We start from the raw sequence: 26,485 nt of genomic DNA, 5'->3' as shown, positions 1-26,485 counted from the left end.
ACGAATCCCCGAACGCCCACCATCGTAGCGTGCCGCGGTTATAATCCCTCAGCCGCTAAAATGGCTTCAAAAAATATGATGAATCATTACGGCCGGAAGCGGCCCCGATCAACATATAAGTATATGTTATTATTGTAATTTATACCCAAATGTCTGGCCTGGATCAGGATCGCCCGCCGCCCCGCTTGACGTGGCTGTCCCCCTTCGAGGGCGCTGGCTGGGTGACATTGACCGGGTCGGATGCCGGAAAGGTTTCTTCCAGCCCCTCCTCCAGGGCGTCGTCGAGCCGGCGCTTTTCCTCGCGATCTCGGGAGAATTTCTTGTCGCCGGCGTCGGGATTGGAAACGGTGCGCGGTCCGGTCATGGATTTCCCTCCACTCGGATTGGTGCCGCGAGATGCGATTTGGCTGGCCATCCAACCATGCTAGATGACAACGCAGCGAAGAAGTTCAAGAAGGGCCGGGCGTCCATGAAGCACATCACCTGCATCGAAGATCTGCGCCAGTTGCACAAGCGGCGCGTTCCCAAGGCCTTCTTCGACTACGCCGACCGCGGCTCCTATACCGAGGACACGCTGCGCGCCAATTCCGAGGATCTTCAGCAGATCAAGTTTCGCCAGCGCGTCCTGGTCGACGTCTCCAAGCGCGATCTCTCCACCACGATCCTCGGCGAGCCCGCCGCGATGCCCTTGATCCTCGCGCCCGTAGGCCTGCTCGGCATGCAGCATGGCGACGGCGAGATCCACGCCTGCCGCGCCGCACAGGCCGCCGGCATTCCCTTCACCCAGAGCACGATGTCGATCTGCTCCATCGAGGATATCGCAGCCGCCGTCGACAAGCCGTTCTGGTTCCAGCTCTACGTGATGAAGGACCGCGGCTTCATCAAGGCGCTGATCGAGCGCGCGATCGCGGCCAAATGCTCGGCGCTGGTATTGACCGTCGATTTGCAGGTGATCGGCCAGCGCCATCAGGACATCAAGAACGGCATGACGGTGCCGCCGGAATGGTCGCTGTCGAAACTGCTCGACTTTGCCAGCAAGCCGTCTTGGGTCGCCGGCGTGCTGCGCGGCAAGCGCCGCACCTTCGGCAACATCGTCGGCCATGTCAAAGGCACCGAGGACCTCACGAAGCTTTCTGAGTGGACGGCGTCGCAGTTCGACACCTCGCTGAACTGGAAGGACATCGACTGGATCCGCTCGATCTGGCCGGGCAAGCTGATCCTGAAAGGCATTCTCGACGTCGAGGACGCCGAGATCGCGGCCAAGACCGGCGCACAGGCCATTGTCGTCTCCAACCATGGCGGCCGGCAACTCGACGGCGCGCCGTCGTCGATCGAGGTGCTGCCTGAAATCGTCGACACCGTCGGCTCGAAAATGGAGATCATGTTCGACGGTGGCATCCGCACCGGCATGGACGTGGTGCGGGCGCTCGCGCTCGGCGCCAAATCCTGCATGATCGGCCGCGCCTATGCCTATGGCCTCGGCGCCGGCGGCGAAGCCGGCGTCACCAAGGCGCTCGACATCCTCGCCAAGGAAATGCTCACCACGATGGGATTGTGCGGCGTCAACACCATTGCCGAGATCGACGATAACGTGCTGGCGGTTTGAGGCGGCGGCTTAGTCTCTCGTCGTCCCGGCGAACGCCGGGACCCATACGCCGCGGCCCTTCGGCTTAGCGATGTGGTAGACAGCTCCCCTTCACAATGAACAATTGTGGTTATGGGTCCCCGCGCCCGTGCGCAACTGCGCACCAGGCGGGGACGACCAATTGAGAGATTTGAGGACGATCACATCGGCGGTGTGATGCCGTCGCGGCCGACGTTGACGCGGTTGGCTTCGAGCGTGCCGTCGTCCTTCTTCACCGCGCCGAAGATGATGATCTTCGCGCCCGGCTTCAGTTCGGACTTGTCGCCGGCGACAAAGGTGACGATCGGCGTACCCTCCGGCACCACGACTTTCTTTTCACCGTCCTTGTACTTGACCAGGATGTTCTGGCCGTCGGTGCCCTTGACCGTCTGGGCGACGGTGGCGTTGGTCATGGTGGAGTTCGGCCGCTGGTCCCAGGGCCGGAAACCTTCGGCCGCGCCGCGCTGGTTCTCCGGGAAGATATGCACGGCGACCGCCTTCTGGGTGCCGTCCGGCTCCGGCATTCCGGTGACGCCGATATAGGAGCCTTCCTTGATGTCCGACAATTCGGTCTTGGCCACGCCGAACACCGCGACATTGTCGGTGACGCGCACTTTCAGGTCGGTGCCCTCGCGCGACTTGATCGACAGCATGGGCCCGTCGACGGCCTCGATGGTGCCGCGAATCCGCACCGTCGGCATTTGCTGCGCCCAGGCCTCTGTTGCCAACAGCGCGACAAGGCCCAGCGAGGCCGCAAACCCGCGCGGCCATGAAGAAGATTTCAGCATGGTATTCCTCCCGAGGTGTTTTTGGCGCCCAACTCAACGCAAACCCCGCACGGGGGTTGCTATTCCAGGCGGCCACTTCACATCGGCGGGGTCAGCCCGTCGCGGCCGACGCTGACCCGGCTGGTCTCGAGCGAGCCGTCCGGCAGCTTCTTCATGAAGGCGATCACCTTGGCGCCGGGCTTGAGGTCGCTCTTGTCGGCGGGAACGTAGGTCACGACCGGCGTCTCCGGGGAGACCACGACTTTCTTCTCCCCGCCCCGGTATTTGATCATCAGGGTGTGACCGTCATTGCCGATCACGGACTCCGCCACCGTGGCGTTGGTCATGGTGGAGTTGGGACGCAGGTCATAGGGCCGCGAGCCCTCGCCGGTGCCGCGCATGGCTTCCGGAAACACATGCACCTCCACCGCGTTCTGGCTGCCGTCCGGTCCCGGCACCGTGGTGGTGCCGATGAAGGAACCGACCTTGATGTCGGACAGCGCGATCTTGTTGATACCGACGATGTTGATGTCGCCGGTCATATGCAGCCTGACGTCCTCGCCGCCGCGCGACTTGACGGCAAGCACGTCGCCGTCGACGGCCTCGACGGTGCCGCGAACGCGCGTCGGCGTGGGCGGCTGCTGGGCGATCGCGTAAAGCGTGGAGCCTGCCACCATCGCGACGGCGGCAAGCAAGCGAACGAGCTGAAGGTGGCTGACGGACATGCTGGAGTCTCCGGTGGCTGCACTGACGTAGCCATTGACCCCGGCATTTCCCGAAAATTCCGGCTCAAGTTTCCGCGATCAGCCGATCATGTATTTGTGAGATCGGCTTCGACCAGCGCACGAAGTTCCGCCGTCACCTCAGGGCGCCGGCCGAACCACAATTCGAAGCCGCGCACCGCCTGGTGCAGCAGCATGCCGAGCCCGTCGGCGGTCTTCAGCCCGCGCGCGCGCGAAGCCGTCAGCAATGGCGTGTCGAGCGGCACGTAAACGAGATCGGCTACGACCGCGTGCGACGGCAACAGCCCGACATCGAGCTCGAGCGGCGGCTGAGCCTTCATGCCGAGTGAAGTCGTATTCACCAGTAGCCCGGCGCGCGGCAGGAGATCGCCGAGCGCATCCCACGCCACGGGGACAACGCTCGCCCCGAATTGATTCGCCAGCGCACTGGCGCGCTCCATGGTACGGTTGGCGAGATGCACCCGCTTGATGCCGCGGTCGAGCAGACCAAACAGAACGGCGCGCGATGAGCCGCCGGCGCCCAGCACCAGCGCGTCCTCGCATGCGTCCCATCCATCGGCACAGGCGTCGAGATTGTTGATAAAACCTTCGACGTCGGTATTGGTCGAGCACAGTTCGCCGTCGGCGAACCACAGCGTATTGGCCGCGCCGACCGCGCGGGCGCGCTCGTCGGGCTTCGACAGCGCAAGCGCGCGCTCCTTGTGCGGAATGGTGACGTTGGCACCGACGAAACCGCGCAGCGACAGCCGAAACACGAAATCCTGAAACTCGTCCGGCGGCACGGCTTCGATGACGTAGCCGCCCGCGATGCCGAGCGTCCGCAGCCAGTAATGATGGATCAACGGCGAGCGCGAATGCGCGGCCGGCCATCCGATCAGGCAGGCGGCGGGGGGTTTAGGCACGGCAACAACCTCCTCAAGACGTCGATGGCCGGGGATGAGCCCGGCCACGACGATCAATTTATCTTCCCTGGAGGCGTGTCAAGCCAAAGGCTGGCCGCCGCGGCTGGCCAAGGCCGCGGCGATCCCGCCGCTAATTACGCCGCGACGCGATGCGCGGCGATGATCTGGTCGGCGGCGCGGCCGGTGACTTCGGCCATGCGGTCGAACGCCCGCGTGAAGCTGCCGGCGCCGGCGGTGGCCGAGCGCAATTCCACGATCAGGTCGCCGATCTCCGCCTCCGGCATGGTGGCGCGGACGCAGTCCCAGCCCGGCCAGTTCTCGCGGGTGTCAAAACCCAGGATCTGGCCGCGCCGCGCCGACAGGATGGCGTTGATCTTCGCCGTCGCTTCGGTCGGACAGACGATCTCCACCATGTGGATCGGCTCCAGCAGCACCGGCTGGCACTGCGGCAGCGCCTCGCTCATGCCGATCCGCGCCGCGGTGCGGAAGGCAAGATCGGAGGAATCGACGCTGTGGTAGGAGCCGTCGATCAGCGTCACCTGCACGTCGATGACGGGGAAGCCGAGCGGGCCCCTCAGGAGGCCGTCGACCACGCCCTCCTCCACCGCGCCGATATAGTTGCGCGGCACCGCGCCGCCGACGACTTTTTCGTCGAATGCGAAGCCCGAGCCGCGCGGCATCGGCTTGATCTCCAGCACCACGTCGCCGAACTGGCCATGGCCGCCGGACTGCTTCTTGTGGCGGCCACGCTGGGTGATCGATTTGCGGATGGTCTCCTGATAGCCGATCGCCGGCGGCTGCGATTTGACGTTGACGCCAAAACGATCCCGCAGGCGCTCGAGCGCGACGCGCAGATGCATCTCGCCCTGCCCCCACAGCACGATGTCGTGGGTCTGCTGGTTCTGGATCATCGTCAGCGACGGATCCTCCTCGTTCAGCCGCAGCAGCGCCTGCCCGAGCTTGACGTCGTCCTTGCGGTCGGTCGCCGCCAGCGACATCGCCAGCACCGGTGGCGTCGGCGCGATCTGCACCAGCGCCGCCGGCGCGGTCTTGCCGCCGGACAGCGTATCGCCGGTCTTGATCGCGTCGAGCTTGCCGAGCGCGATCGTCTCGCCGGCCTCGGCCGCGGCCCGCTTGGTGTCGTGCGCACCGCTCACGGCGAGGATGCCGGAAACCCGCCCGGCTTCGCCGGAAGAGGATTGCAGCGTCGCGCCGTCATCGAGGCGGCCGGACAGCAGCCGCGTCAGCGACAGCTTGCCGCCGTGCTGCAGGTGCAGCGTCTTGAACACATAGGCCAGCGCTTCCTTCTGCGACGATACGCCGAGGCGCTTCGCCGTCTCGGCAACGCCGGGCGATTCATGCCGCAGCGCCTTCATCAGCCGCAGCACGCCGTTCTCGCGCGCGGCTGCGCCCAGCAGCACCGGGCAGATCAGGCCTTCGCGCAACTCGCGGGCGAGATCGTCGAACACCGCGTCGCGCGGCGGCTGGATGTCTTCCAGCAACTGCTCCATCAGCGCGTCGTCGTGGTCGGCGAGCTTTTCCAGCATCGAGAAGCGCGCTTCCTTCTCGCGGTCGAGATCGCCACCTTCCAGCGCAATGACTTCCGACGGCTTGTGCTCGCGGTAGACGAAGGCCCGCTCCAGCGCGAGATCGACAAAACCTTCGATCAAGTCGCCGTTCCAGATCGGGATCTGCCGCAACACCAGCGGTACGCGCGATGCCGGCTGCAAGGTCGCCAGCGTCTCGCGGATGCGCTTGTTGGCGCGATCGATCTTGTTCAGAAACAGAAAACGCGGAATTCCCAAATCTTCCAGCTCGCGCAGGATGATCTGCAGTTGCGGCAGCTTTTTTTCGTCCGCCTCGCAGACCACGACCGCGGCATCGGCCGCGGGCAGCGCGGCGCGCATGTCATGCGCGAACTCGATCGAGCCGGGACAATCGATAAAGGTGTAGCTGTCGCCCATGAAGGTGGTGGTGGCGGCGCTAAGGCCTACGCCCATCTTGTGATGGCGCGCCTCGGCGCTGGCATCGCCGACGGAAGTTCCGGCATCAACGCTGCCGGCATTTTTAATGGCGCCCGTTCGCGCCAATATTGCCTCCAACAGTGTGGTTTTACCGCTCTGGAAAGGGCCCACCAGTGCGATGCACCGTGGACCTCGGGGACTTCTGACGTCTTGTCCCATTGCCGCCTCCTTGTTTGGAGCTCGGCCCGTGATTGGGTCGGCGGCACTGATGGTCCGCCCGTCCCGCGATTTTGGCAAGCAGGAAAAACGTCGCTGCGGTGCGAGGTGCGGTGCGCTCTTGCTCTCTCGAAACAATGGGAGCGAAGCAGAGCCCGTGCTGCTGGAGAGCCCGAGTTCTTGAAGGCGAAGCGACGCTTGCTCCCTCTCCCCGCTCTTTCGCGGGGTCGAGACAAGCGAAGCTTGCTCTTAGAGGGAGAGAATTAACGCCCCGGCCGGAGTTCCAGACTTTCCAATCCGGCAGCAATGCTGACGCCAACCTGGCCCTGCACGCTCAAGGGCTGCAATGCGATCGAATTGGCGGAGCCGCCGACCAGCACATTGCCGCCGACACCGAGGCCGAGCGTCGCGCTGCCCTGCGCGCCGACATAGTCGCCGGACAGGCCGCCCGGCCCGAGGCGGGCCACCGGCGCGAACACGCCCCAGGCCAACGCTGATTCCTGGGTGATGCCGAGATCGAGTCCGACTTTGCGGATGGTGGCGATGTAGCGGTCTTCCGGCATGCCGTCGGCGCGCAGCACGCAGCCGAGATTGGTGACGGAACCGACGATGAAGCCGACGCTGGCGCCGCCGCGGCACTCCAGCACGCCGACCTGCACACGCTGCACCTGCTGCGCAGGGACGCCGCCGATTGAGGAGGTCAGCATGGCGAGCGCGGCAAAGCCAAGGATGAGAGGACGACGCATGAAGAAATCTCCGGCTGAAAAACTGTGATGCGAGCAAAGAATCAAGAACAGCGCCGTGCCCGCGGCGCTCGCCGTTCTATGCCACAACATCTGGGGGCGTGCCAGAATTCACCGGCTTAGCCGTCATTCCGGGGCGATGCGCAGCATCGAACTAGGGCATTCAATTGCATGCCCGAGAATCTCGATCTAGTGAAATGATCTCGAGATGCGCAATTGCGCACCATAGTTCGCGCTTCGCGCGCCCCGGAATGACGAGCTCAAACGAAAAAAGGCCCGCTTGCGCGGGCCTTTTCCTTGGCGTGTCGTTAGCCGCGATGACGGTGGCGGCGATGGGTGTGCCGGCGCGGAGCGTAGCCATTGAACGGCTGCAGCTCGAGGCCGGCAATGCCGGCGGCGACGTTCAGCCCGGTCTGTCCCTGCAGGCTGATCGGCTGCAGCGCGTAGGCGTTGGCGGGGCCCCCAATCAGAAAATTGCCGCCGCCGCCGACGCCGATCGACGCGTTGGCGCCGACGCCGCCATAGCTGCCGGCGAGTTCGCCGCGCCCGAGCCGGCTGCTCGGCGCATTGACCGCCCAGGACAACTGGGTCTGCTCGGTAACCCCGAGATCGAGGCCGATGCGCTGCACCTTGGCGATGTAAGGTTCGGGACGGCGGCCTTCGCTGCGGAACACGCATTCCAGGTTCGCCACCGAGCCGACCACGAAGCCGACATTCTGGCCGCCCTGGCATTGCAGGATGCCGGCGCGAACCACCGGCGGCGCCGCGTCAGCGCTTGCGATCGGCGCGAGCAGCGAAAGCGTCGCGAGTGTCAATGTCAGGAGTCGCATGTGTCCCAGTCTCCGCATGTTGATGAACAAATTTAGCGGAGCGGACAGGATGGAAGCGCCGTGTCGAAAACATGGCGCTTCCTCAAGAAGTCGTCAAAACATCAGTCGATCACGACCTGTTGTGATTGGCACGTCATTTTTCTGACGCGTTTTCTTGACGCGAGTCGGAATGCCGCCTCGCTTGAAAATGCTCTATCTCAAATTGCCGCAAAAGCGCTGGATGCGCTTGCAGGCGTCTTCGAGATCACTGGTTTTGGTCGCGTAGGAAATCCGGAACGCCGGTCCCAGTCCGAACGCGGAGCCCTGCACGACGGCGACACCCTCGCTCTCCAGCAGTTCCGTGACGAAGTCTTCGTCGTTGGCAATCACCTTGCCGGATGGCGAGGTCTTGCCGATGGTGCCGGCGCAGGACGGATAGACATAGAAGGCGCCCTCGGGCCGCGGGCATTCGATGCCCTTGGCCTGGTTCAGCATCGAGACCACGAGGTCACGCCGCTCCTTGAACACCTTGTTGTGCACGGGGATGAAGTCCTGCGGACCGTTCAGCGCTTCGACCGAAGCCCACTGCGCGATCGACGACGGGTTCGAGGTCGACTGCGACTGGATCGTCGACATCGCCTTGATCAGGTCGGCGGGGCCGCCGGCATAGCCGATGCGCCAGCCGGTCATGCAATAGGCTTTTGACACGCCGTTCACCGTCAGCGTGCGCTCGTACAGTTTCGGCTCGACCTGCGCAGGCGTTGCGAACTGGAAGTCGTCATAGACCAGGTGCTCGTACATGTCGTCGGTCATCACCCAGACATGCGGGTGCTTCACCAGCACGTCGGTGATCGCCTTCAGCTCGGTGCGCGTGTAGGCGGCGCCGGTCGGGTTCGACGGAGAACAGAGAATGATCCACTTGGTTTTCGCTGTGATCGCCTTTTCCAGATCTTCAGGCCGTAGCTTGAAGCCGCTCGACGCCGGGCACACCACCGGCACGGACTCCCCGCCGGCGAGCGCCACCATTTCCGGATAGCTGACCCAGTACGGCGCCGGGATGATGACCTCGTCGCCGGGGTTAAGCGTCGCCATCAGCGCGTTGTAGAGCACCTGCTTGCCGCCGGTGCCGACGATGATCTGGTTCGGCTTGTAGGTCAGGCCGTTCTCGCGCTGGAACTTGGCTGATATCGCTTCCTTCAGCTCGGGAATGCCGCCGACGTCGGTGTACTTGGTCTTGCCGGCCTCGATGGCGCGGATCGCCGCCAGTTTGATGTTGGCGGGCGTGTCGAAGTCCGGCTCGCCGGCGCCGAGGCCGATGACGTTGCGGCCCGCCGCTTTCAGCGCGCGCGCTTTATCCGTGACCGCGATCGTCGCGGACGGCTTCACACGGGCAAGCGAGGCGGACAGGAAGGGCATCATCATCTCCTGGCAAACGTCGTGACCTCAAGAATTCACGACTCTTTTTGATGGGAACGCCGCACCCTAGGGCGCTGCGCGCTGCATCGCAAGAAGCTTGGCGGGAAAAACGGCCAACTTTAGGGAACGTTAAAGCGCGCTCGGTACGGTCGGAGCAATACGGCGAAATATTCCTAAAGTTCCGCGGTGAAATGACTCATATCTGGCAAGATCTGCGATCCGGCGCATGGCTGACGGCTTCGCGCATGCGCGCCTATTGCCTGATCCTGATCGCCTTGTCGGTCCTGATCTTCGCCGCCTGGATCGCTGTCTCCGACGGCCTCATTGACCGCACGGGCCAACCGATCGGCACCGATTTTTCGAACGTCTATGCGGCAGGATCGCTGACCTGGCAGGGCCGCGCCGCGGACGCCTATGCGCCCGCGCTCCAGCATGCGGCAGAGAAGGCGTTGTTCGATGGCCGCGACGTGCCGTTCTATGGCTGGCACTATCCGCCGTTCTTCTTTGCGATCGCCGTTCTCGTCGCCGCCCTTCCCTATGCCGGGGGACTTGCGCTCTGGCTGGTCGCCAGTTTTGCCGCCTACCTCGCAACGATCCGCGCCATCCTGCCGCGTCAGGAAACATTGCTGGTCGCCGCCGCCTTCCCCGCCGTGCTCGTCAATGTCGGCCATGGCCAGAATGGATTTCTCACCGCAGCCCTGCTCGGCGGCGCGCTGCACTGGCTCGACCGGCGGCCATGGCTTGCCGGCGCGCTAATCGGCCTGCTCGCCTACAAGCCGCAACTCGGCGTGCTGATTCCGATCGCGCTTCTGGCGGGCGGGCGCTGGCGCACCATCGGCGCCGCGGCCGCCACTGTCGTCGCGCTGGTCGTGGTCAGCTTCGCGATGCTCGGCAGCGGCATCTGGCATGCCTTTGCCGATTCCATGAATTTCACGCAGACGGTCGTGCTCGAACAGGGCGGCACGGGCTGGCAGAAAATCCAGTCGATCTTCTCGGCCGCCCGCGCATGGGGCGCGAACGTGCCGATAGCCTATGCGGCGCAGGCCTCGTTGTTCGCCTTGCTCGCCGCCAGCCTCGCCTGGCTGTGGCACAGCGATGCCGCCTTTGAACTCAAGGCCACGGCGCTGGCGCTGGGCAGCCTGCTCGCAACCCCCTATGTGCTCGACTACGACCTCGTGGTGCTCGCGGTCGCAATCGCATTCTTCGCGCGGCACGGGCTGAACAACGGCTTTCGCGATTTCGAGATCAGCCAGCTCGCTGCAGCCTGGATCGTGCCGCTGTTGTCGCGCAGTGTCGCGGGCGTCAGCTACATACCCTTGGGGCTGCTCGTGGAGCTGGCCTTCTATGTGCTCGTATTGCGGCGCGCGGCCCTCGACCGTGCCAGCCATGCGCCTGGTGCGAGCCGCGTCGCGCAAGCGTGATCTTTGTTGTTCCAGCGTGTTGATGGAATTATTCTGCGCGCGTGCAGTGCAGTAGAGGTTTTCGACTTTTTCCATTCAGCGGGTCTTGCGACGTGTTCGTATCGGCATCATTGTTTAGCCGCGTTGCGGCGCGAGAGCTTTCCGCAGTGCGCCTACCGCGTGCGCCCTTCGATCCCTGAGTGAACCCAACGACGATGTACAAGCTCTATTCGATGCAGCGCTCCGGCAACAGCTACAAGGTCCGCCTTGCGCTGGCGCTGCTCAACGCCCCCTATCAAGCAATCGAGGTCGACATTCTCCGAGGCGAAAGCCGCACGCCGGATTTTCTGGAGAAGAACCCCAGCGGACAGGTTCCGCTGCTGGAAGTTGCCGAGGGACGCTATCTCGCCGAGTCCAACGCCATCCTCTGGTATGTCTGCGGCGGCACCTCGCTGGCCCCGGAGTCGCGGATCGAACGCGCCGAAGCGCTGCAATGGATGTTCTTCGAGCAGCATGCGCTCGAGCCCAATATCGGCGCCGCCTATTTCTGGCTGTCGCTGGTCAAGGGTGGCCGCGATCTGCAGACGCATGCGCTGGAGGACTGGATGGAGCGCGGCTACGCGGCGCTTCAGGTGATGGAAAACCATCTCAAGAGCTGCGCCTATTTTGCCGCGGGACAACTGACGGTCGCCGATATCGCGCTGTACGGCTACACCCATGTCGCCGACCGCTGCGACTACGACCTGGCAACCTTCCCGGCCATCCGCGCCTGGCTGCGGCGGGTCGAGCAGACCCCCGGTTTCGTGACCATGGACTGGCGGCCGGAGGCGGAGGTCGAAGACCAGGCCGACATCGCCGCCGGCGCATAACCGCCGCGGCGCCCGCGGCCTGCCCGCTCACTTTCACGCGAGAACGCCGCCAAAAGTTAACAATAGCGGGCATAATATTAACCTCTGCCGTGATTCCGCCATTTTCAGCCTCTGGTCGCCGCAATGTTGCCGGTGATCGTTGCAAGATTTTCCTGACGTCGAGTGAGTCGCGGGTGATTCGTCCCGCGTTACAAGGATTTAGGTTATGGTACGGTCACCCGGCACGGCCGGCTTCGAGAGTAACCGCGCGCCTGTCGCTTCTTCCCGATTGCTTGGTGCCATCGCCACCTCGCTCGCGATCGGCACGCTATCGCTTTGCCTCATGGTCACCCTGACGGTGCTGTCGATCAAGGCTACCGTCGCGATGCCCATTCCGTAATGGCTGCGGCTTTTTGTTTGCATCATTAGCGAACGCGCGATGATCGGCATCGCGACTGGACGACCAGGATGAAAACACCTGTCGGCCTTGTGACCGCCGCCCTGGCGGTAGCGATCCTGCTTGCAGTCTCGTTCCTCATCGCCACCGGCACGCGCGGCGAACAGCCGGCGTTCGACTCGTCGGCGGGCGAACTCGAGGTCCGGACCATCGCCAGAGGCCTCGCTAATCCATGGGCGTTGGCGTTCCTGCCCGACGGCAAGATGCTGGTGACCGAGCGGCCGGGCCGCATGCGCATCGTTACGGCTGAAGGACAGATCTCGCCGCCGCTGAAGGGCGTTCCCGAGGTGTGGGCGTCCGGCCAAGGCGGCCTGCTCGATGTCATCGTCGACAAATCCTTTGCGCAGAACAAAACCATCTATTTCTGCTTTGCCGAACGAACCGACGGTGGCGGGCGCACCACGGTCGCCCGTGCACAACTCAATGACAGTAACGGCCGCCTCGACGACCTCAAAATCATTTTCCGCCAGCAAGGACCGCTGTCATCAGGCAATCATTACGGTTGCCGCATCGCGCAGGCCGAGGACGGCAATCTGTTCGTGGCGCTGGGCGATCATTTCACTTACCGCGACCAGGCGCAGAATCTCGGCAACCATCTCGGCAAACTGATCCGGATCGCGCCCGACGGTTCGGTGCCATCAGGCAATCCGTTCGCGGGCCGCACTGACGCGAAGCCAGAGATCTGGAGCTACGGGCACCGCAACGTGCAGGCGCTGGCGATCAATCCGGCCTCCGGCGAGCTCTGGGAAATCGAGCACGGCCCGCGCGGCGGCGACGAGGTCAATCTGATCGGCAAGGGCAAGAATTACGGCTGGCCGGTGATCGGCTACGGCATCGATTACTCCGGCGCCAAGATTCACGACGCGACGGCCAAGAGCGGAATGGAGCAGCCGCTCAAATACTGGGTGCCGTCGATCGCGCCGTCGGGCATGGCCTTTTATACCGGAAAGCTGTTTCCGAAATGGAACGGCAGCCTGTTCACCGGCGCGTTGCGCGGCGCGATGCTGGTGCGGCTGACGCTGAACGGCAACGCAGTGACGTCGGAAGAACGCCTGCTGCAGAACCTTCACGAGCGTATCAGGGACGTCCGCCAGGGCCCGGACGGCGCGCTGTGGCTGCTCACGGACAGTTCGAACGGGCGGATATTGCGGGTGGCGCCGGCCGCGAAGTGATCCACGCCGGCCGGCCTAGTTCAGCTTGCCGGTGGACAGGTCCATGATCATGCGCGTGGCCAGATACAGGCGCGGCACGATGGTGTCGATCTTGACGTACTCGGCATCGTTGGAGTGCGCGCCGTAGCTCGACAGGCCCATGCCTTCCACCACAGCCCCCTTCGTCTTGAGGGCGGCAAACGCCGCATCGGTGCCGCCGCCGGTGGCTTTCTCGGCCACGTTGAGCGACATGCCCAGTTCCCGATAGATCGTCTTGCCGTAGTTGGCCACGCGGCGCGATGCGTCATTGGCTTCGAGCGGCGGGCGGCGCAGCTCGAATTTCACGTCCACCCTGGAGTCGGGCAGCAGCCGGCTCTTGATCTTGTCCTGCAGGGCTTTCTCGAGCCCGTCGAAATCCGCGACTTTAAGCGCGCGCGCATCGGCCTGCGCTGTGGCTTCGGCGGGGATCACGTTGCGGTTGGTGCCGGCCTTGGAGACGGTCCAGTTCAGCTTCAGGCCCTGCTCGGGCCTGGACAAGTCCTTCATCTGCAGGATCTGGTGCGACAGCTCGTACAGCGCATTTACCCCGCCTTCGGGCCGGGAGCCCGCATGCGACGCCTTGCCCTGCACCGTGAGATAGGCCGAGCCGATGCCGCTGGTAGCCAGGCGCAGCGCGCCATCGATACCGCCGCCTTCGAACGAGAACGCCGCATCCTGCTCCGCGGCCAGACGCGTGATGGTGCTGCGCCAGCCGGGCGAGCTGATTTCCTCGTCGCCATTGATGAGCACCGTGAGCGTGCCGTATTCCCTGAAGTTCAGCTTCTGCAGCAGCGCTACCGTGTGGATGATGGTGGCGATGCCCTGCTTGTCGTCGGCAATGCCCAGGCCGTAGGCCTTGTCGCCATCGACGCGGAACGGTTGATCTTTCAGCATGCCCTTGAGGTACACCGTGTCCATGTGCGCGATCAGCATGATCTTCCGGCTGCCCGTACCCTTGAAGACGGCCTGCACGGCCGGGCCCACCTTCTCGGGCGTGTCGTCCAGGCGGTAGATCTCGGTGGGCTGCAGGACTTCCACGGCGCCGCCGAGCTGCTTGAGCTGGCCGGCAACGCGGTCGGCGATCTGGTTCAGGCCCTCGATGTCCTTGCTGCCGGATTCGATGTTGACGAGGTCACGCAGCGTGTCGAGCAGCGGCTGCTGCTCCTGCTGCGCCAGCGTGTGTACATCGGCCACTGGCGCGGTGTGCGCCACAGCCGCGGCAAACGCCAGCGCGAGCGCTGCGATCAATGGACGAGCGACGGACAAAGCAGAGTGCGGTTGGTGCATGATGCGGGCGATCTGTAAGCCGGCTTCCGAAGATGGCGTGGCGGGCAACTGAGATGAACTCAAGTAGGGAAGCTATCAACATCCTCCGACGAAATCAAAAATGATTGGTGGCAGACAGGCTGCAACCCTGTTCGAGAGCCATTTTTCGAATACCAAATACCAAGAGCCTCACGCCCATTTGTGAAAAATCAGAAACGCGCCGATCGCGATGAAGAGAAAACCGAGCGCGTGGTTCCACCCGAGCGGCTCCTTCAGATAGAGCACCGAGAAGCCGGCGAACACCACCAGCGTGATCACCTCCTGCATGGTCTTGAGCTGCGCCGCCGAATAGACCGCGCTGCCCCAGCGGTTGGCCGGCACCGCCAGCCAGTATTCGACGAAGGCGATGCCCCAACTCGCCAGCACGACCATCGGCAGCGGGCTTTCCTTGAATTTCAGATGGCCGTACCAGGCAAAAGTCATGAAGACGTTGGAGGCGAACAGCATCAGGATCGGCAGCAACGTCGGAGAAACAGTGGGCATCGATGTCCTCTTTGCAAAATGTCGTGCGGGCTCAACCCTCGGGTCTCTTAACCCGGTTCTCGGGCATTCGAATATCATTTGATTTCAAAAATGCGAAAGCCTGCCGCATCTCCGCAACGCTCTCTTAAGATTGGCGGCAGAAAGGCGTGCATAATCGCAACAATCAGGCATGCTTGCGTCTTATTGCCGGCAAGTGGCGAGAACGGGCATGCAGTTAAACTGGCGCGCAATCTCCGGTCCTGCTCTCACGATAGCGACGGCGCTGATCGCCTTCCTGGTCGACCGGCATTTCGTTCCTGTCCCCAATCCCGCGCCGCTTTTCGTCTGCATCGTCGCCTTTGCCGCTTCCGTCAACGGCATCACCTCCGGCATGGTCAGCGCCGTGATTGCGGTGGCGTCTTCCGCGCTGTTCTTCCTCAACCACCGCGCCGCGCCCGGTTACGACATGTCGGACCTGGCGCGCATGCTGCTGCTGGCGGGGACCGCCGGCGGCACCGCGCTGATCACCGGCCTGCTGCGGAAGAAATGGGTCGATGCGTTCGCGTGGGAGAAGAAGCATCATGCCACGGCGGAACGCCTGTCGGCCGCGCTCGATCAGGTCGATATCGGCATCGTGCTGCTCGATTCCGATACCCGCGCCGAGTTCATCAACCGTGCGTTCCGCGATTACTTCAAGCTGTCCGACGAGCAGGCCGACAGCAAGCCGCCTTTCATCGCGCTGATGTATCACGGCCGCGACACCGGCGCCTGGCAACTGCCCGAGGACGAGTTGAGCGCGTTCATCGCCAAGCGCACCGAAATGATCCGGACCGGCGATTCCACGCCGATCAACATCGATCTCGCCGACGGCCAGGTGCTGCGGTTCATTTGCACCGCGCTGCCGGATGGCGGCCGCATGCTGAGCTATACGCCGGTCACCGACCTCGTCCGCCACACCGACGATCCCGGCAGCGCCGACTACTATCGCGCGCTGCGCGGCAGCTATCGCAGCTTTGCCCGCCACCTCGGCGCCGCGGAGTAACGGCGGCATGCGAGCGCGCTTGCGACATTGATCCCCTCCCGCCCTGCCTGTAGTATTGAACGGACATCCCGCATGCGCGTCTTCGACGCGTCACCGCCCAGCAAAACGGAATCGCTTGATGTCCGGCGACCTCACCATCCGCTTCGTCACCCGTCAGGACTACGTGCAATGGCTTCCGCTGTGGGACGGCTACAACGCCTTCTACGGCCGCTCGGGCGCGACCGCACTGGAGCCCGAGATCACCGCGATGACATGGGCGCGCTTCTTTGACGCCTACGAGCCGGTGCATGCGCTGGTCGCCGAGAGCGGCGGCGAACTGCTCGGGCTGACGCATTATTTGTTTCACCGCTCGACGACCATGATCGAGCCGAACTGCTATCTGCAGGACCTGTTCACGCGCGCGGCGGCGCGCGGCAAGGGCGTCGGCCGCGCCTTGATCAATGGCGTGTACGAACAGGCGAAGCGCGCGGGGTGTTCCCGCGTCTACTGGCAGACGCACGAGACCAACCACACCGCGATGCAGCTTTACGACAAGGTGGCGGAGCGATCCGGCTTCGTCGTTTACCGCAGGCTGTTCTGACACGCTTTCGTGAAGGCGCCCGTCAGGCCGCCTGTGGATAAGTCCTGATGTCACGGCGGCGTAACATAGCGTCGCTAGGCTCGGCCTGCGTCTGATCAGGCCCCCCGTCTCAGATCACGCGCCCCAAGCGGCCCCCGTCAGTCGCCGCGTCTGACCGGGGCCGCATCTTTTTGTGCCGCATAGCTGCCAAGCGTTATGGTCGATAGAACCGCTGCTTGCGGCGCCAAGCCGTGCGGGCCACAATGCTGCTCCTCCCCGCATGCTTCCCACAGGATCGATCCATGCAAATTCGCAACCTCGGCGGCTCCGGCCTGCGTGTTTCCGCCGTCGGCCTCGGCTGCAACAATTTCGGCCAGCGCACCGATCTGGAGACCTCGCGCAAGGTCATCCACAAGGCGATTGACCTTGGCATCACCCTGTTCGACACCGCCGACATCTATGCCGGCATGGGCGGCTCCGAGACCGTGCTGGGCACCGTGCTCGGCGACCGCCGCAAGGACATCGTGCTGGCGACGAAATATGCCAAGCCGATGGCAACCGACGGCACCAAGCAGGGCGCCTCGCGCCGCTACATCGTGTCCGCGGTCGAGGCCAGCCTGACGCGGCTGAAGACCGACTACATCGATCTCTACCAGCAGCACGACTACGATCCGCTGACGCCGATGGAAGAGACGCTCCGCGCGCTCGACGATCTCGTCCGCCAGGGCAAGGTCCGCTACATCGGCAATTCGAATTTTCCGGCGTGGCGCATCGCCGAGGCCGAAATGCTGGCGCGGCAGATGAACGTCAACCGTTTCGTCTCCTGCCAGGACGAATACAGCCTCGTAGTGCGCGGCATCGAAAAGGATCTGCTGCCCGCAGCAACGGAATACAAGCTCGGGCTATTGCCGTTCTTCCCGCTGGCGAGCGGGCTCCTCACCGGCAAGTACAAGCGCGGCGCCGCCGTCCCCGACGACACCCGCTTCGCCAAGGCGCCCGCCTTGAAGGACCGCTACGTCACGGCGCGTAACGAGGACATCGTCGAAAAGCTGCAGGCATTCGCGCAAGCCCGCGGCCACACCATGCTCGAACTCGCCTTCTCCTGGCTCGCCTCCCGCTCGCAAGTCGCCAGCGTCATCGCCGGCGCGACGCGTGTCGAACAGGTCGAGCAGAACGTGAAGGCGATCGGCTGGAGCTTGAGCACGGAGGAGATGGCGGAGGTGGATCAGATTACGAAGTGAGTTCTTGTTCGGTGCCGTCCCTGCGAACGCAGGGACCCATAACCACAAATGCTTGCGGTTACGCCGCGCTGAGCTCCAGCACCTTCCAACAATTCCCACTGGTGTTTATGGGTCCCGGCTCAAGGCCGGGACGACACCGTGGATGGGCTAGATCCCTACCCCACCAATCCCTGCATCGGCTTCACCGCGCCGCTGTCCGGAAACACATTCTCCGCCAGCACGCGCTCGGCCAGCCCGAACTGGTCCTTCAGCACGCCCTTCATCACCGCGCGCAGATCGGTGGTCGGCGCGAGATCGCGGCCCTGATAGAGATTGGCGGGCTTCAGCCCCGGCCAGTCCGCAATCACGCGGCCGCCTTTCACCGCGCCGCCGGCGAGCAGCGCGATGGTGCCGGTGCCGTGATCGGTGCCCTGTGTGCCGTTGATGCGCGCGGTGCGGCCGAATTCGGTGGCGACCACGATCACGGTGTCGCGCCAGCGCGCACCTAACCCGGTTTCGAATTCCGCCAGCGCGCCGTCGAGGCCGCCGAGCAACTGCGCCAGCCGGCCCACCGGGCCGCCTTCGTTGGCATGGGTGTCCCAGCCGTCGAAGGCGAGCGCGCCGATCCGCGGACCGTCGTCGGCGGCCATCAACTTGGCGGCGCCGCGCGCCACCAGCCGCATCGCGCCGGCGCCGTTGGTGCCGGGCTTTGGCTTCATGTCGTCGCCTTGCGCGGCCTTGTCGAGTGCAAGACCCTGCTTCAACGCGCTCGCCAGGGCGGGATCACGGTGTTGATACAGTTCGAGCAGCCGCATCGCGGTATCTTCCGCCGCCTGCGGCAGCGCGACCGGCGCCCAGCCGACGGTCGGCGCTGTGCCGCGCAGCACCAGCGGCGTGGTCGGGCCGACCGCAAGTCCGCTCGTCACCCGTTCGCCTTTCGGCAGGCCTTCCAGCGCGCGGTTGAGCCAGCCGGACTGCACCCGGCCGGGTCCTGCAAAGCCGCTTTCGAGCACATCCTGCCCGTCGAAATGCGAACGGTCGCGGTACGACGTCGCCACCGCATGAATCACGGCCGCCTTCTTCTCGCGATACATCCGCGCAAATTCCGGCATCGCCGGATGCAGCGAAAAGAAATTGTCGAGCGGCAGCGCCGCGTTTGGCCCGCTCAACGCGAGCGCGATCGATCCATGCAGGCCGGCATAGTCAGGATCGCCGATCGGCGCGACGGTGGCGAGCCCGTCCAGCGCGCCGCGCAGGATGACAACCACCAGCCGCGGATCGCGGCCGTCGGCAGCGCGCGCGAATTTCGGCAAATAGGCCCATGCCGCAAAGGAGGCGCCGCCGAGCAGCGCGCCACGCCGCGAAATCGCCGACGATCTCAAGCCTTCGCAGCAATCCATTGTCGTTTCCATGGACGTCATCTCCTCTGGAATTCCGGCGACATCAACAATAGCGCCAGCGCCTGCTGCCGCGATTCCGCGCGCTCGATGGTCCGCCGCGTCTCCGACGATGCCGCATCCGCGGCAACGAGTTCGAGCAGGTCGCGCGGATCCACGCCGTCGGCGAGCCGGGAGGCAATCTGCGCTGAAATATCGAGCCGCAGCTTGATGCCTTCCGGCGCCGCCCAGGCCGCGTTGCCGTCGGGAAAACCGTTCGGCCCGGCGGGCGCCCACAGCGGCTGGCCCAGCGCGTTGAGGCCGGTAAGATAGCGGCCGGGATCATTCGGGATCTGCGCCAGCAACCGGCCGGACGCGACCAGGAATTCGTAAGGCGAGCGCATCTTGGAAAGCGGCGCCTTCCAGGCCTCGTCGGAATCCACCAGCGCCGTCGCCAGCGCCTTGAGATCGCCGTCGGTCCGCGTGAACACGTCGGCAAGCCGCGCCACCAATGCCGGCGGCGGATCGTCGGCCACGAAGTGCCGCGCGAATTTGCCGGCGATGAATTTCGCGGTCGATCGATGCCGCGCAATATCTGCCAGCACCGCCTCGCCCTGCGTGACGCCTGCGGCATCGTAGATTTTTCCCATCACCCGCTGCGCGCCCGGCTGATGCGCGTTGGCGTTGAACACGAAGCTGCCGGGCGCCCCCAATTGGCCTAGTCTGCCCGCATAGGTCCAGCCCGTGATGATGTTCGCCAGCGCCGTCACATCCTCCTGCGTATAGCCACCGCCGACGCCGAGCGTATGCAGCTCGAGGATTTCGCGGGCGAGGTTTTCGATCAGTCCCCGGTTGCGGTTTTTGCCGGCGCGCGAATCCGGGCCCAGCGATTGCTGGTTGTCGAGAAAGAACAGCATCGCCGGATGCTGCTCGACCGCCTTGAGCATGTCGCCGAAACGCCCGAGCACGTGCGGCCGGATCGCCTCGCGCTCGAATGAACCGGCCCACATCCGCGCCGGCCCGCCCTTGTTGGCCGAGATGCAGAAGTGATTGGACCAGAACACCACCAGACGTTCGACGAATCCGCAATCGGCCATCACGGCCCGTTGCAGCCGCGCCAACGCCTCGGCGCGAAAGGTCTTTTGGATGATGTTGAGCGGTGCGGGCAGCGGCTTCGGCGTGTTCGGCCGCATCGCTTCAGTGGGCGCCATGGCCGCGTTGGGATTTTCCGCAGACTTCGCCGGCTGTTCCTTTGACGGTTCTCTGGGCGCCATATCCATGGCGATGCTGTTGAGCGAAAGGTTCCGCCGCTGCGCCTTCGCATCCGCCGGCGGTTGCCCCTCGGTGGCGGGCGCCGGCGCCGACTTGGCGGCGGCATCGCGGGCCTGCTGGATCTCGAACTGATAGTCGAACACGGCCTTGCCGAGCGCCGGCGTCGACTGCAGTCCCGGCACTTCGAGCAGCACGCCATTGGGACGGCCGAGTTCTTGCTTGACGAAACCGCGCGGATCGGATGCGGCATTGAGAAAATCGCCGGAGGCTCCGCCGCGCGCGCCCAGTCCGAAGCGATTGAGCGCAACAAGGCCGGCTTGCGAATCGCGGGCCATCGGATTTCCCTTGGATGTTTCGCGGGCGTATACTGGCGACAGAGTATAACGCGCTTCAGCATGAACCCGGGATTAATTCCGCGTCAGGATGCGGCCATCGTTGATGACAAATCGTTTGGAAAATCAACCCACGCGCCGCCTCGCCTGCGCTACTTGCGGAACCGAATTCGGCTGCAGCCTGTCCGGGCGCTGCTGGTGTAGCGACGAGGCGTTCCGGCTGCCGATGCCGGTGGACGGCCGCGATTGTCTGTGCCCGGATTGTTTGCGCAAACTCGCGGAACAGCGCGCAGGCGTGACGTGAACGAGAAATGGAATGTCAGCGCCGTCCTGCTCGACATGGACGGAACGTTGCTCGACACCGAGCGGGTTTATTTCGACAGCCTGGTCGCGGCGCTCAATGCGGGTGGCTATGCCGATGACGCCGTTGCGCTCTGCCACGCCATGGTCGGCCTTCCCGGACCGGCTTGCGAGGCCATGCTGCTCGATCGCTACGGGAACAACTTTCCGCTCGCCGAGATCAACCGCGCCTTCCTCGCCAATCGCGATCAGTTCATGGAGGCTGGTTTGCCGCTCAAGCCCGGCACGCTGGAACTGCTCGACGAGCTTGCTGCCGCCGATTGCCCGATGGCGATCGTGACCTCCTCGTCGCGGCGCACCGCGGAAGCGCACCTGACACTGGCTGGAATCCGCGGGCGGTTCGAAACCATCTTGACCTGCGACGACGTCGCGCGCAGCAAGCCAAGCCCGGACCTCTATCTCCTCGCGGCGACACGCCTTGGCCTCGCGCCGCAAGTCTGCATCGCGGTGGAAGATTCAAATCACGGCGTGACCGCCTCCCACGCCGCCGGCGCGATCACGATCATGGTGCCGGACATGGCGCCGCCGACCGACGAGACGCGCGCGAAATGCGCGGCCGTGCTGCCCGACCTTGGCGCGGTGCTGCAGATGTTGCGCGAGCGGTCGTCGTTACTCCGCGGGACCGGCGAATAGCAGCAGATTGCCGTCCGGGCCCCCACGATGAAATCACGCGCGCCCCAGGGCTTCCGCCTCAGCCATCCGGGGTCTAAGCGCTATGCGGCGTCTTTGGTCGCAATCAGCGTCCGCATGTCGTCAGCCAGTTCGCGGTAATGCAGCCCGAGGCGCAGGTACAGCTCGCGCTTGGCCCCATCCGTCGTCAACTTGCCGATCAATTCGCATTCGGCAGCGAGAGTCTCAAACCGCTCCAATTTGGCTTCAAGGTCAGTCATGACGCGTCTCCCCTAACGGCCAACTAGGGGACAAGCTTACGCCTTCGATTTACGTCACAGCTAACATCGTTATCGGATAGAACTAATTTACAGCCTCGGCGATAGGGCCGACGCGCCCGCAATCATTGCCTGCTGATTTGCGTCAGCGAACGCCTTCCATTCCCGGGCGCGAAGCAAAGCCTCCTGGCCGGGCATCCGGATGGGAGGGCGTCAGAGAATGCCCGGCTCACGACCGATCGCCGGACGCTTTGAGCGCCGCCGCGGACGCAGGCGCCGGGCCACGCTTTCTGGTGGCGCGAGCAGACATAAGCCATCGGAAAGAAAGGCGATGTGCTATCATGCCGGCGCCAACGTCGCACAAATGACGCGGTGTTCAGATGATCACAATCCCGGAACTGGTGGCGCAAGCCTTGGGGTCGTTTCTGGCTTCGGATACCCGAAGCAGGTTTGGCTCCTCCCAGGCCCGGCTGGCTGAATTTCTTCCCTACGCCGCCAGGCTCACATTGGAATGCATCGGCAACAGCGACGCCCTGTATCACAACATCGAACACACCATGCTCGTGACCCTGGCCGGCCACGACATCCTGATGGGCCAAGGGATGCTGCGGCCAACCACGCCAGACGATTACGCCAATTTCATCGTGGCGTGCCTCACCCACGACATCGGATACGTTCGCGGAATTGTCCAGGGAGATGACGGGGATTCCTATGTCGCAGATCTCAGCGGCCGTACCGTTCGCCTGGCACGAGGTTCGTCCGATGCTGCGCTGGGACCCTACCACGTGGACCGCTCGAAGCTGTTCGTCTTCGAGCGGCTCGACACCGCCGAAGAAGTCGATGCGAGCCGGATCGCCAGGGCAATCGAGTATACGCGATTTCCCTATGTTGATTCATCGTCGAACGACGAGCTGATCGAAGAAGAGGGCCTGTTGCTGCGCGCGGCCGACCTCATCGGGCAACTCGGCGACCCCAATTACCTGAAAAAAGCGAATGCCCTGTTCTACGAATTCGAGGAAGTCGGCATGAACAAAACGCTCGGCTACGAGACGCCGGCAGACGTTGTTTACAAGTATCCGCAGTTCTATTGGAACAACGTCGCGCCGCAGATCCAGACGGCGATACGCTATCTCAATGTCACGTCGAGCGGACGGCAATGGATTGCAAACCTGCACAGCAATGTTTTCCGGGCCGAGCGTGAAATGAACTTGTCCGGCCCGCAGCCGTGATCGTGGCTGCCGGCTTGTCGCATGGCGCTCGCGTGGATGGAGCGTCAGCCGCCTGTGCTAGCCGTGATAGCCCGGCGACTTGCGCGCCAGCCCGTCGAACGCATCGAACAGCCGCTCACGCCAGGCATAAACCGGATCGTCTTCCATCAGCAGCTTGAACGGGCTGACCACCCGCGCCCACTGGAACGCGCCGAACACGATATAGTCCGCATAATTCGGCACGCTGCCGCCGAGGAAGCGCTGCGTCCGCAACGTCAGCCGCAGCGGGTCGAGGCTTTTTCGAAAACCTTCGACCGCCTTGTCACGGCTGGCCATGATCTCTTCCAGCGGCTTGCCGAAACGCGCCTCGCGCGACTTGCGGAAATAGGCCGCGTCCTCCGGCTTCAGGTTGAGCGGGATGTCGGCGATGATGAGCGGAAACATGCCGCCGATCACCCCGTCGCCCCACCAGTTCAGCATCCGTCCCACGGCGCGGCCGCCCTCGCCGCCGAATAGCGACGGCCGGTCCGGATATTTGTCTTCGAGATAATTGGCAATCGTCCAGGAATCGACAACCGCGTGATCGCCGTCGAGCAGCACCGGCACTTTTTCCGAACCGTGCGGCGCGATCGCGCTCTTCTCGGTGAAGCACCATGGGATCGTTTCCGCCGACAGCCCCTTATGCGCCAGCGCCATCCGCGTCCGCCAGCAGAACGGGCTGAACGGGCGCGATGGATCGGTGCCGACGAGTTCGTAGAGTTTGAGGGGCATGGACGACATCTTGCGCGAGCAGCGGCATCCACGCAAGCGCTGTCATTGCAGGAAGTGCAGGCAAAGACTTTTCCCCGTAACGAGGACGCAAAGGCGAACGCAATCCATTCACGCTTCGCTGTCAAACGACGTTGCTCGTGGGGCAGGCAGCATTCTACGTCGTAGAGGTTGAGGCATCTCACGACCGTTCGCTCAGTACTGGTGATCCACACGCCTCAACGGTCTTCAGGCATCCTTTGGGCTGTATCCAAAGGAGTAGGTCAGCTCTTTGGCTGTACCCCCGAAGGAGAGTTGTATCCTTGCCGAGGTCGAATACGCTTGGGTTTATTAGCGAAATTCAGAAGATCGCCAATTCAGACGACGACCCGATAGTACCTCGGAAGACTATACCGTTAGAAGAGGCGTTCATTGCAATGCGCCATGCGATCGAGACCGCACCGAGAGATGGAAAAGCCGTCATCCTGGAGCATGATCCGACGGGGACCTATGACGTTGCTCACTGGTCGGCTCAGGTAGGTCAGTGGATCACTGAAAATGGTGAGCCAAGCAAGATCACGCCGACGCATTGGCGTCCAATGCCGGGCGACAAATACCCGGAGCACGATGAAACGCACACCTCCTCCCAGCCCTGGCCGTCATCGCCGCGCGCCCCGCGGCTGATCACGGCCTGCTGGATCACGCTCATCGCGGCGGTGCTCACACGCCTTTATTTCGGCTTCGGGCAAGAGACCCCGTTGCTCAGTGAGGACCCGCGGACGACCTATTCATTGGCGCTTCGGCAGCAAGACGTGCCTGGTCAAGCGGAAGTGGTGGCGGGGACGAAGGCTGTGTGGGTCAAGGAGGACCCAGGGGCGCACGGCACTCCGCGAGCCATCGAGGGACCTGATGTGCAGCTGCAGACTGCGGCTGCGAACCGCGCAGAATCGCTCGAACAGGAGTGGCGGAAAACGGTGGCGCTGGCTCAGGAGACCGCCGCTGCGCGACAAGTGTCGACCACTAGCACGGCGGAAAGCCGTCAAGCGCTCGACGTAGAACGTGCACGCAGCGACGCGCTGAAGAGCGAACTCGCCACCGCGCGACGCGAAAACGAGGTGCAGGCTCAACAATTGCGCGTGGCGAGAGACGAAGCAGCGGACAGCGCACGATCGCAGGAGCAGAAGGCTGAAGCCCTGACGGAAGCCGCGGCGGCGCGACAGGAGCTGACCACACTCGCGGCGACACTCCGTGAAGCGCTCGACGAAGAACGCACGCGCAGTGTCGCGCTGAAGAGCGAACTCGCCACAGCCCAGCGCGAAAACGAGATGCAAGCGGCGCAATTGCGCAAGGCGAGCGAAGAAGCGGAGCAGCTCAAGCAGGCGGCGGTCGCAGAGGCCGCAGAATCGCTCGAACGGGAACGGCAGAAGACGGCTGCCATCGCACGCGAGGCCGCGGCGGCGCGACAGGAACTCATCGCCAGCATGGCGAAACATCGTCAAACGCTCGACGAGGAACGCGCACGGCGCGCCGGACTGTGGAGCGAGCTTGCGGCAGCCCAGCGCGAGATCAAGACGCAGGCGGCGCAACTGCGCAAGGCGGGTGAGGAAATCGGGCAGCTCAAGCAGGCGGCAGCCGCGGACAGCGCACAATCGTTAGAACAGGAACGGCAGAAGACGGTTGCGCTCGCGCAGGAGGCTGCGGCTGCGCGACAGGATCTGACCGCGAGCGCGGCAAAACATCGTCAAGCGCTCGATGAGGAACGCACGCGCAACGCCGCGCTGACGGACGAACTCGCCACAGCGAAGCGCGAAAACGAGATGCAAACAGCGCAACTGCGCAAGGCCAGCGAGGAAATGGGGCAGCTCAAGCAGGCGGCAGCCGCGGACAACGCACGATCCGTCAAACAGAAACAGCAGAAGACAGCTGCGCTCGTGCAGGAAGCCGAAGCTGCGCGACAGGAGCTGACAGCGAGCGCCGCAAAACATCGTCAAGCGCTCGATGAGGAACGCGCCCGCAGTGCCGCGCTGACGGGCGAACTCGTCATGGCGAAGCGTGAAAACGAGATGCAAACAGCGCAACTGCGCAAGGCCGGCGAAGAAATGGGTCAGCTCAAGCAGGCGACGGAACGCGCCATGACAGACCTGCGACAATCTCTGCAGCAAGAGCGCGACCGAACCGAGGCGATGGCACGAGAAATCGAATCCGCGCGGCGCACGACGGCTGTGCGTGCTTCCCCTGAACCCGCGCCGAACAGCAGCCTTTCCAGGGCGGCCCACGTGATTGAGGTGGCCCCGACGGAGCAGCCGCCGGTCGTAGACGCGCAGGGGAGCCCGGAGGCGACGAGGTTAATCGCGCGCGCCCGCACGCTGCTCGGTCAGGGAAATATCGGGGCGGCGCGGATAGTGCTCGAGCGTGCTGCCGAAACGGGTAGTGCACGGGCGAGCTTCTCGCTCGCAGAGACGTATGATCCCGCCATTCTTTCCACATGGGGAACATATGGTACGCGCGGCGATGCGATGAAGGCGCGCGAGTTCTATGCGAAGGCTCATGCCGGCGGAATTCAGGATGCGAAGGATCGATTGGAGCGGCTGGATCAGTGAGGGAATGACGTTTTG

The 26,485-nt window shown here is 64.0% G+C and carries 25 protein-coding genes; 11 read left to right on the top strand and 14 right to left on the bottom strand.

The genetic code is table 11. The features are described from left to right. Positions 1 to 163 precede the first annotated feature (163 nt). Positions 164 to 364 (bottom strand): hypothetical protein, encoded by a 201-nt coding sequence (locus V1288_RS17820; RefSeq protein ID WP_334358268.1) that lies wholly within the window; start codon positions 362 to 364, stop codon positions 164 to 166. Between the two features lie 105 nt (positions 365 to 469). On the opposite strand from V1288_RS17820, the gene V1288_RS17815 reads away from it, so the two are divergent. After that, positions 470 to 1,606 carry an alpha-hydroxy acid oxidase gene (locus V1288_RS17815; protein ID WP_334361343.1) on the top strand — a complete coding sequence of 379 codons (1,137 nt, stop codon included), beginning with the start codon at positions 470 to 472 and terminating at the stop codon, positions 1,604 to 1,606. 179 nt (positions 1,607 to 1,785) lie between these two features. Here the strand turns inward: V1288_RS17815 and V1288_RS17810 are convergent, their stop codons facing one another. The 7 genes from V1288_RS17810 to V1288_RS17780 form a co-directional block, all read right to left on the bottom strand. Beyond that, positions 1,786 to 2,412 carry a hypothetical protein gene (locus V1288_RS17810; protein WP_334358267.1) on the bottom strand — a complete coding sequence of 209 codons (627 nt, stop codon included), beginning with the start codon at positions 2,410 to 2,412 and terminating at the stop codon, positions 1,786 to 1,788. A 77-nt stretch (positions 2,413 to 2,489) separates the two neighbouring features. Next, positions 2,490 to 3,068, bottom strand: a complete 579-nt coding sequence (locus V1288_RS17805; protein WP_334361342.1) for a hypothetical protein — start codon at positions 3,066 to 3,068, stop codon at positions 2,490 to 2,492. 134 nt (positions 3,069 to 3,202) lie between these two features. Then, positions 3,203 to 4,036 carry a shikimate dehydrogenase gene (locus tag V1288_RS17800; protein ID WP_334358266.1) on the bottom strand — a complete coding sequence of 278 codons (834 nt, stop codon included), beginning with the start codon at positions 4,034 to 4,036 and terminating at the stop codon, positions 3,203 to 3,205. A gap of 134 nt (positions 4,037 to 4,170) precedes the next feature. After that, the gene (locus tag V1288_RS17795) at positions 4,171 to 6,219 is read right to left on the bottom strand and encodes an elongation factor G (RefSeq protein ID WP_334358265.1); all 2,049 of its coding nucleotides are present in this window, start codon (positions 6,217 to 6,219) and stop codon (positions 4,171 to 4,173) included. A gap of 260 nt (positions 6,220 to 6,479) precedes the next feature. Then, entirely contained in the window at positions 6,480 to 6,923 is a 444-nt protein-coding gene (locus V1288_RS17790; RefSeq protein WP_334361341.1) for a DUF992 domain-containing protein, read from the bottom strand. A gap of 344 nt (positions 6,924 to 7,267) precedes the next feature. Continuing rightward, on the bottom strand, positions 7,268 to 7,789 hold the full coding sequence (locus V1288_RS17785; protein ID WP_334358264.1) for a DUF992 domain-containing protein: 522 nt from the start codon (positions 7,787 to 7,789) through the stop codon (positions 7,268 to 7,270). A 192-nt stretch (positions 7,790 to 7,981) separates the two neighbouring features. Further along, the gene (locus V1288_RS17780; protein WP_334358263.1) at positions 7,982 to 9,184 is read right to left on the bottom strand and encodes a pyridoxal phosphate-dependent aminotransferase; all 1,203 of its coding nucleotides are present in this window, start codon (positions 9,182 to 9,184) and stop codon (positions 7,982 to 7,984) included. Positions 9,185 to 9,375: 191 nt separating this feature from the next. Here V1288_RS17780 and V1288_RS17775 point away from each other — a divergent pair, with 191 nt between their 5' ends. From V1288_RS17775 to V1288_RS17760, 4 genes are all read left to right on the top strand, one after another. Beyond that, complete coding sequence (locus V1288_RS17775; protein ID WP_334358262.1) at positions 9,376 to 10,605, top strand: glycosyltransferase family 87 protein; 1,230 nt, start codon at positions 9,376 to 9,378, stop codon at positions 10,603 to 10,605. A 194-nt stretch (positions 10,606 to 10,799) separates the two neighbouring features. Beyond that, complete coding sequence (locus V1288_RS17770) at positions 10,800 to 11,453, top strand: glutathione S-transferase family protein (RefSeq protein WP_334361340.1); 654 nt, start codon at positions 10,800 to 10,802, stop codon at positions 11,451 to 11,453. Positions 11,454 to 11,658: 205 nt separating this feature from the next. Then, positions 11,659 to 11,832, top strand: a complete 174-nt coding sequence (locus V1288_RS17765; protein WP_334358261.1) for a hypothetical protein — start codon at positions 11,659 to 11,661, stop codon at positions 11,830 to 11,832. 68 nt (positions 11,833 to 11,900) lie between these two features. Continuing rightward, positions 11,901 to 13,061 carry a PQQ-dependent sugar dehydrogenase gene (locus V1288_RS17760; protein WP_334358260.1) on the top strand — a complete coding sequence of 387 codons (1,161 nt, stop codon included), beginning with the start codon at positions 11,901 to 11,903 and terminating at the stop codon, positions 13,059 to 13,061. Between the two features lie 15 nt (positions 13,062 to 13,076). Here V1288_RS17760 and V1288_RS17755 read toward each other — a convergent pair whose 3' ends face one another. After that, a complete protein-coding gene (locus tag V1288_RS17755; protein ID WP_334361339.1) occupies positions 13,077 to 14,366 on the bottom strand; it encodes a M20/M25/M40 family metallo-hydrolase in 1,290 nt (429 codons plus the stop codon). A 168-nt stretch (positions 14,367 to 14,534) separates the two neighbouring features. Continuing rightward, positions 14,535 to 14,888 (bottom strand): DMT family protein, encoded by a 354-nt coding sequence (locus V1288_RS17750; protein ID WP_334358259.1) that lies wholly within the window; start codon positions 14,886 to 14,888, stop codon positions 14,535 to 14,537. A 208-nt stretch (positions 14,889 to 15,096) separates the two neighbouring features. Here V1288_RS17750 and V1288_RS17745 point away from each other — a divergent pair, with 208 nt between their 5' ends. The 3 genes from V1288_RS17745 to V1288_RS17735 all read left to right on the top strand — a co-directional run bounded on the left by V1288_RS17745 (position 15,097) and on the right by V1288_RS17735 (position 17,709). Continuing rightward, a complete protein-coding gene (locus tag V1288_RS17745) occupies positions 15,097 to 15,909 on the top strand; it encodes a PAS-domain containing protein (RefSeq protein WP_334358258.1) in 813 nt (270 codons plus the stop codon). 118 nt (positions 15,910 to 16,027) lie between these two features. After that, positions 16,028 to 16,489 (top strand): GNAT family N-acetyltransferase, encoded by a 462-nt coding sequence (locus V1288_RS17740; protein WP_334358257.1) that lies wholly within the window; start codon positions 16,028 to 16,030, stop codon positions 16,487 to 16,489. A gap of 281 nt (positions 16,490 to 16,770) precedes the next feature. Then, positions 16,771 to 17,709 (top strand): aldo/keto reductase, encoded by a 939-nt coding sequence (locus V1288_RS17735; protein WP_334358256.1) that lies wholly within the window; start codon positions 16,771 to 16,773, stop codon positions 17,707 to 17,709. 155 nt (positions 17,710 to 17,864) lie between these two features. Here the strand turns inward: V1288_RS17735 and V1288_RS17730 are convergent, their stop codons facing one another. After that, a complete protein-coding gene (locus V1288_RS17730) occupies positions 17,865 to 19,100 on the bottom strand; it encodes a DUF1501 domain-containing protein (RefSeq protein ID WP_442893963.1) in 1,236 nt (411 codons plus the stop codon). Positions 19,101 to 19,105: 5 nt separating this feature from the next. Further along, a complete protein-coding gene (locus V1288_RS17725; RefSeq protein WP_334358254.1) occupies positions 19,106 to 20,671 on the bottom strand; it encodes a DUF1800 domain-containing protein in 1,566 nt (521 codons plus the stop codon). Positions 20,672 to 20,968: 297 nt separating this feature from the next. On the opposite strand from V1288_RS17725, the gene V1288_RS17715 reads away from it, so the two are divergent. After that, on the top strand, positions 20,969 to 21,661 hold the full coding sequence (locus V1288_RS17715; protein WP_334358253.1) for an HAD family hydrolase: 693 nt from the start codon (positions 20,969 to 20,971) through the stop codon (positions 21,659 to 21,661). Between the two features lie 80 nt (positions 21,662 to 21,741). Here V1288_RS17715 and V1288_RS17710 read toward each other — a convergent pair whose 3' ends face one another. Further along, positions 21,742 to 21,918, bottom strand: a complete 177-nt coding sequence (locus V1288_RS17710) for a hypothetical protein (RefSeq protein ID WP_334358252.1) — start codon at positions 21,916 to 21,918, stop codon at positions 21,742 to 21,744. 377 nt (positions 21,919 to 22,295) lie between these two features. Between V1288_RS17710 and V1288_RS17705 the strand changes: the two genes are divergently transcribed. Continuing rightward, complete coding sequence (locus V1288_RS17705) at positions 22,296 to 23,144, top strand: metal-dependent phosphohydrolase (protein ID WP_334358251.1); 849 nt, start codon at positions 22,296 to 22,298, stop codon at positions 23,142 to 23,144. 57 nt (positions 23,145 to 23,201) lie between these two features. Here V1288_RS17705 and V1288_RS17700 read toward each other — a convergent pair whose 3' ends face one another. After that, entirely contained in the window at positions 23,202 to 23,894 is a 693-nt protein-coding gene (locus V1288_RS17700; RefSeq protein WP_334358250.1) for a glutathione S-transferase family protein, read from the bottom strand. Positions 23,895 to 24,307: 413 nt separating this feature from the next. On the opposite strand from V1288_RS17700, the gene V1288_RS17695 reads away from it, so the two are divergent. Beyond that, entirely contained in the window at positions 24,308 to 26,470 is a 2,163-nt protein-coding gene (locus V1288_RS17695; RefSeq protein ID WP_334358249.1) for a hypothetical protein, read from the top strand. Positions 26,471 to 26,485 lie beyond the last annotated feature (15 nt).

This window comes from Bradyrhizobium sp. AZCC 2176 (assembly GCF_036924645.1).
GTDB lineage: Bacteria > Pseudomonadota > Alphaproteobacteria > Rhizobiales > Xanthobacteraceae > Bradyrhizobium.
The sequence above is the reverse complement of the archived record's forward strand: the minus strand, read 5'-3'. Positions and strand labels throughout refer to the sequence as shown.

Coding starts and splice junctions, on each gene's coding strand:
- V1288_RS17760 (WP_334358260.1), top strand. CDS start 11,901: ATGAAAACACCTGTCGGCCTTGTGACCGCCGCCCTGGCGGTAGCGATC.
- V1288_RS17705 (WP_334358251.1), top strand. CDS start 22,296: ATGATCACAATCCCGGAACTGGTGGCGCAAGCCTTGGGGTCGTTTCTG.
- V1288_RS17710 (WP_334358252.1), bottom strand. CDS start 21,918: ATGACTGACCTTGAAGCCAAATTGGAGCGGTTTGAGACTCTCGCTGCC.
- V1288_RS17750 (WP_334358259.1), bottom strand. CDS start 14,888: ATGCCCACTGTTTCTCCGACGTTGCTGCCGATCCTGATGCTGTTCGCC.
- V1288_RS17765 (WP_334358261.1), top strand. CDS start 11,659: ATGGTACGGTCACCCGGCACGGCCGGCTTCGAGAGTAACCGCGCGCCT.
- V1288_RS17735 (WP_334358256.1), top strand. CDS start 16,771: ATGCAAATTCGCAACCTCGGCGGCTCCGGCCTGCGTGTTTCCGCCGTC.
- V1288_RS17815 (WP_334361343.1), top strand. CDS start 470: ATGAAGCACATCACCTGCATCGAAGATCTGCGCCAGTTGCACAAGCGG.
- V1288_RS17740 (WP_334358257.1), top strand. CDS start 16,028: ATGTCCGGCGACCTCACCATCCGCTTCGTCACCCGTCAGGACTACGTG.
- V1288_RS17810 (WP_334358267.1), bottom strand. CDS start 2,412: ATGCTGAAATCTTCTTCATGGCCGCGCGGGTTTGCGGCCTCGCTGGGC.
- V1288_RS17780 (WP_334358263.1), bottom strand. CDS start 9,184: ATGCCCTTCCTGTCCGCCTCGCTTGCCCGTGTGAAGCCGTCCGCGACG.
- V1288_RS17795 (WP_334358265.1), bottom strand. CDS start 6,219: ATGGGACAAGACGTCAGAAGTCCCCGAGGTCCACGGTGCATCGCACTG.
- V1288_RS17695 (WP_334358249.1), top strand. CDS start 24,308: ATGCGCCATGCGATCGAGACCGCACCGAGAGATGGAAAAGCCGTCATC.
- V1288_RS17775 (WP_334358262.1), top strand. CDS start 9,376: ATGACTCATATCTGGCAAGATCTGCGATCCGGCGCATGGCTGACGGCT.
- V1288_RS17725 (WP_334358254.1), bottom strand. CDS start 20,671: ATGGCCCGCGATTCGCAAGCCGGCCTTGTTGCGCTCAATCGCTTCGGA.
- V1288_RS17745 (WP_334358258.1), top strand. CDS start 15,097: ATGCAGTTAAACTGGCGCGCAATCTCCGGTCCTGCTCTCACGATAGCG.
- V1288_RS17790 (WP_334361341.1), bottom strand. CDS start 6,923: ATGCTGACCTCCTCAATCGGCGGCGTCCCTGCGCAGCAGGTGCAGCGT.
- V1288_RS17805 (WP_334361342.1), bottom strand. CDS start 3,068: ATGGTGGCAGGCTCCACGCTTTACGCGATCGCCCAGCAGCCGCCCACG.
- V1288_RS17700 (WP_334358250.1), bottom strand. CDS start 23,894: ATGCCCCTCAAACTCTACGAACTCGTCGGCACCGATCCATCGCGCCCG.
- V1288_RS17820 (WP_334358268.1), bottom strand. CDS start 364: ATGACCGGACCGCGCACCGTTTCCAATCCCGACGCCGGCGACAAGAAA.
- V1288_RS17785 (WP_334358264.1), bottom strand. CDS start 7,789: ATGCGACTCCTGACATTGACACTCGCGACGCTTTCGCTGCTCGCGCCG.
- V1288_RS17770 (WP_334361340.1), top strand. CDS start 10,800: ATGTACAAGCTCTATTCGATGCAGCGCTCCGGCAACAGCTACAAGGTC.
- V1288_RS17755 (WP_334361339.1), bottom strand. CDS start 14,366: ATGCACCAACCGCACTCTGCTTTGTCCGTCGCTCGTCCATTGATCGCA.
- V1288_RS17730 (WP_442893963.1), bottom strand. CDS start 19,100: ATGGAAACGACAATGGATTGCTGCGAAGGCTTGAGATCGTCGGCGATT.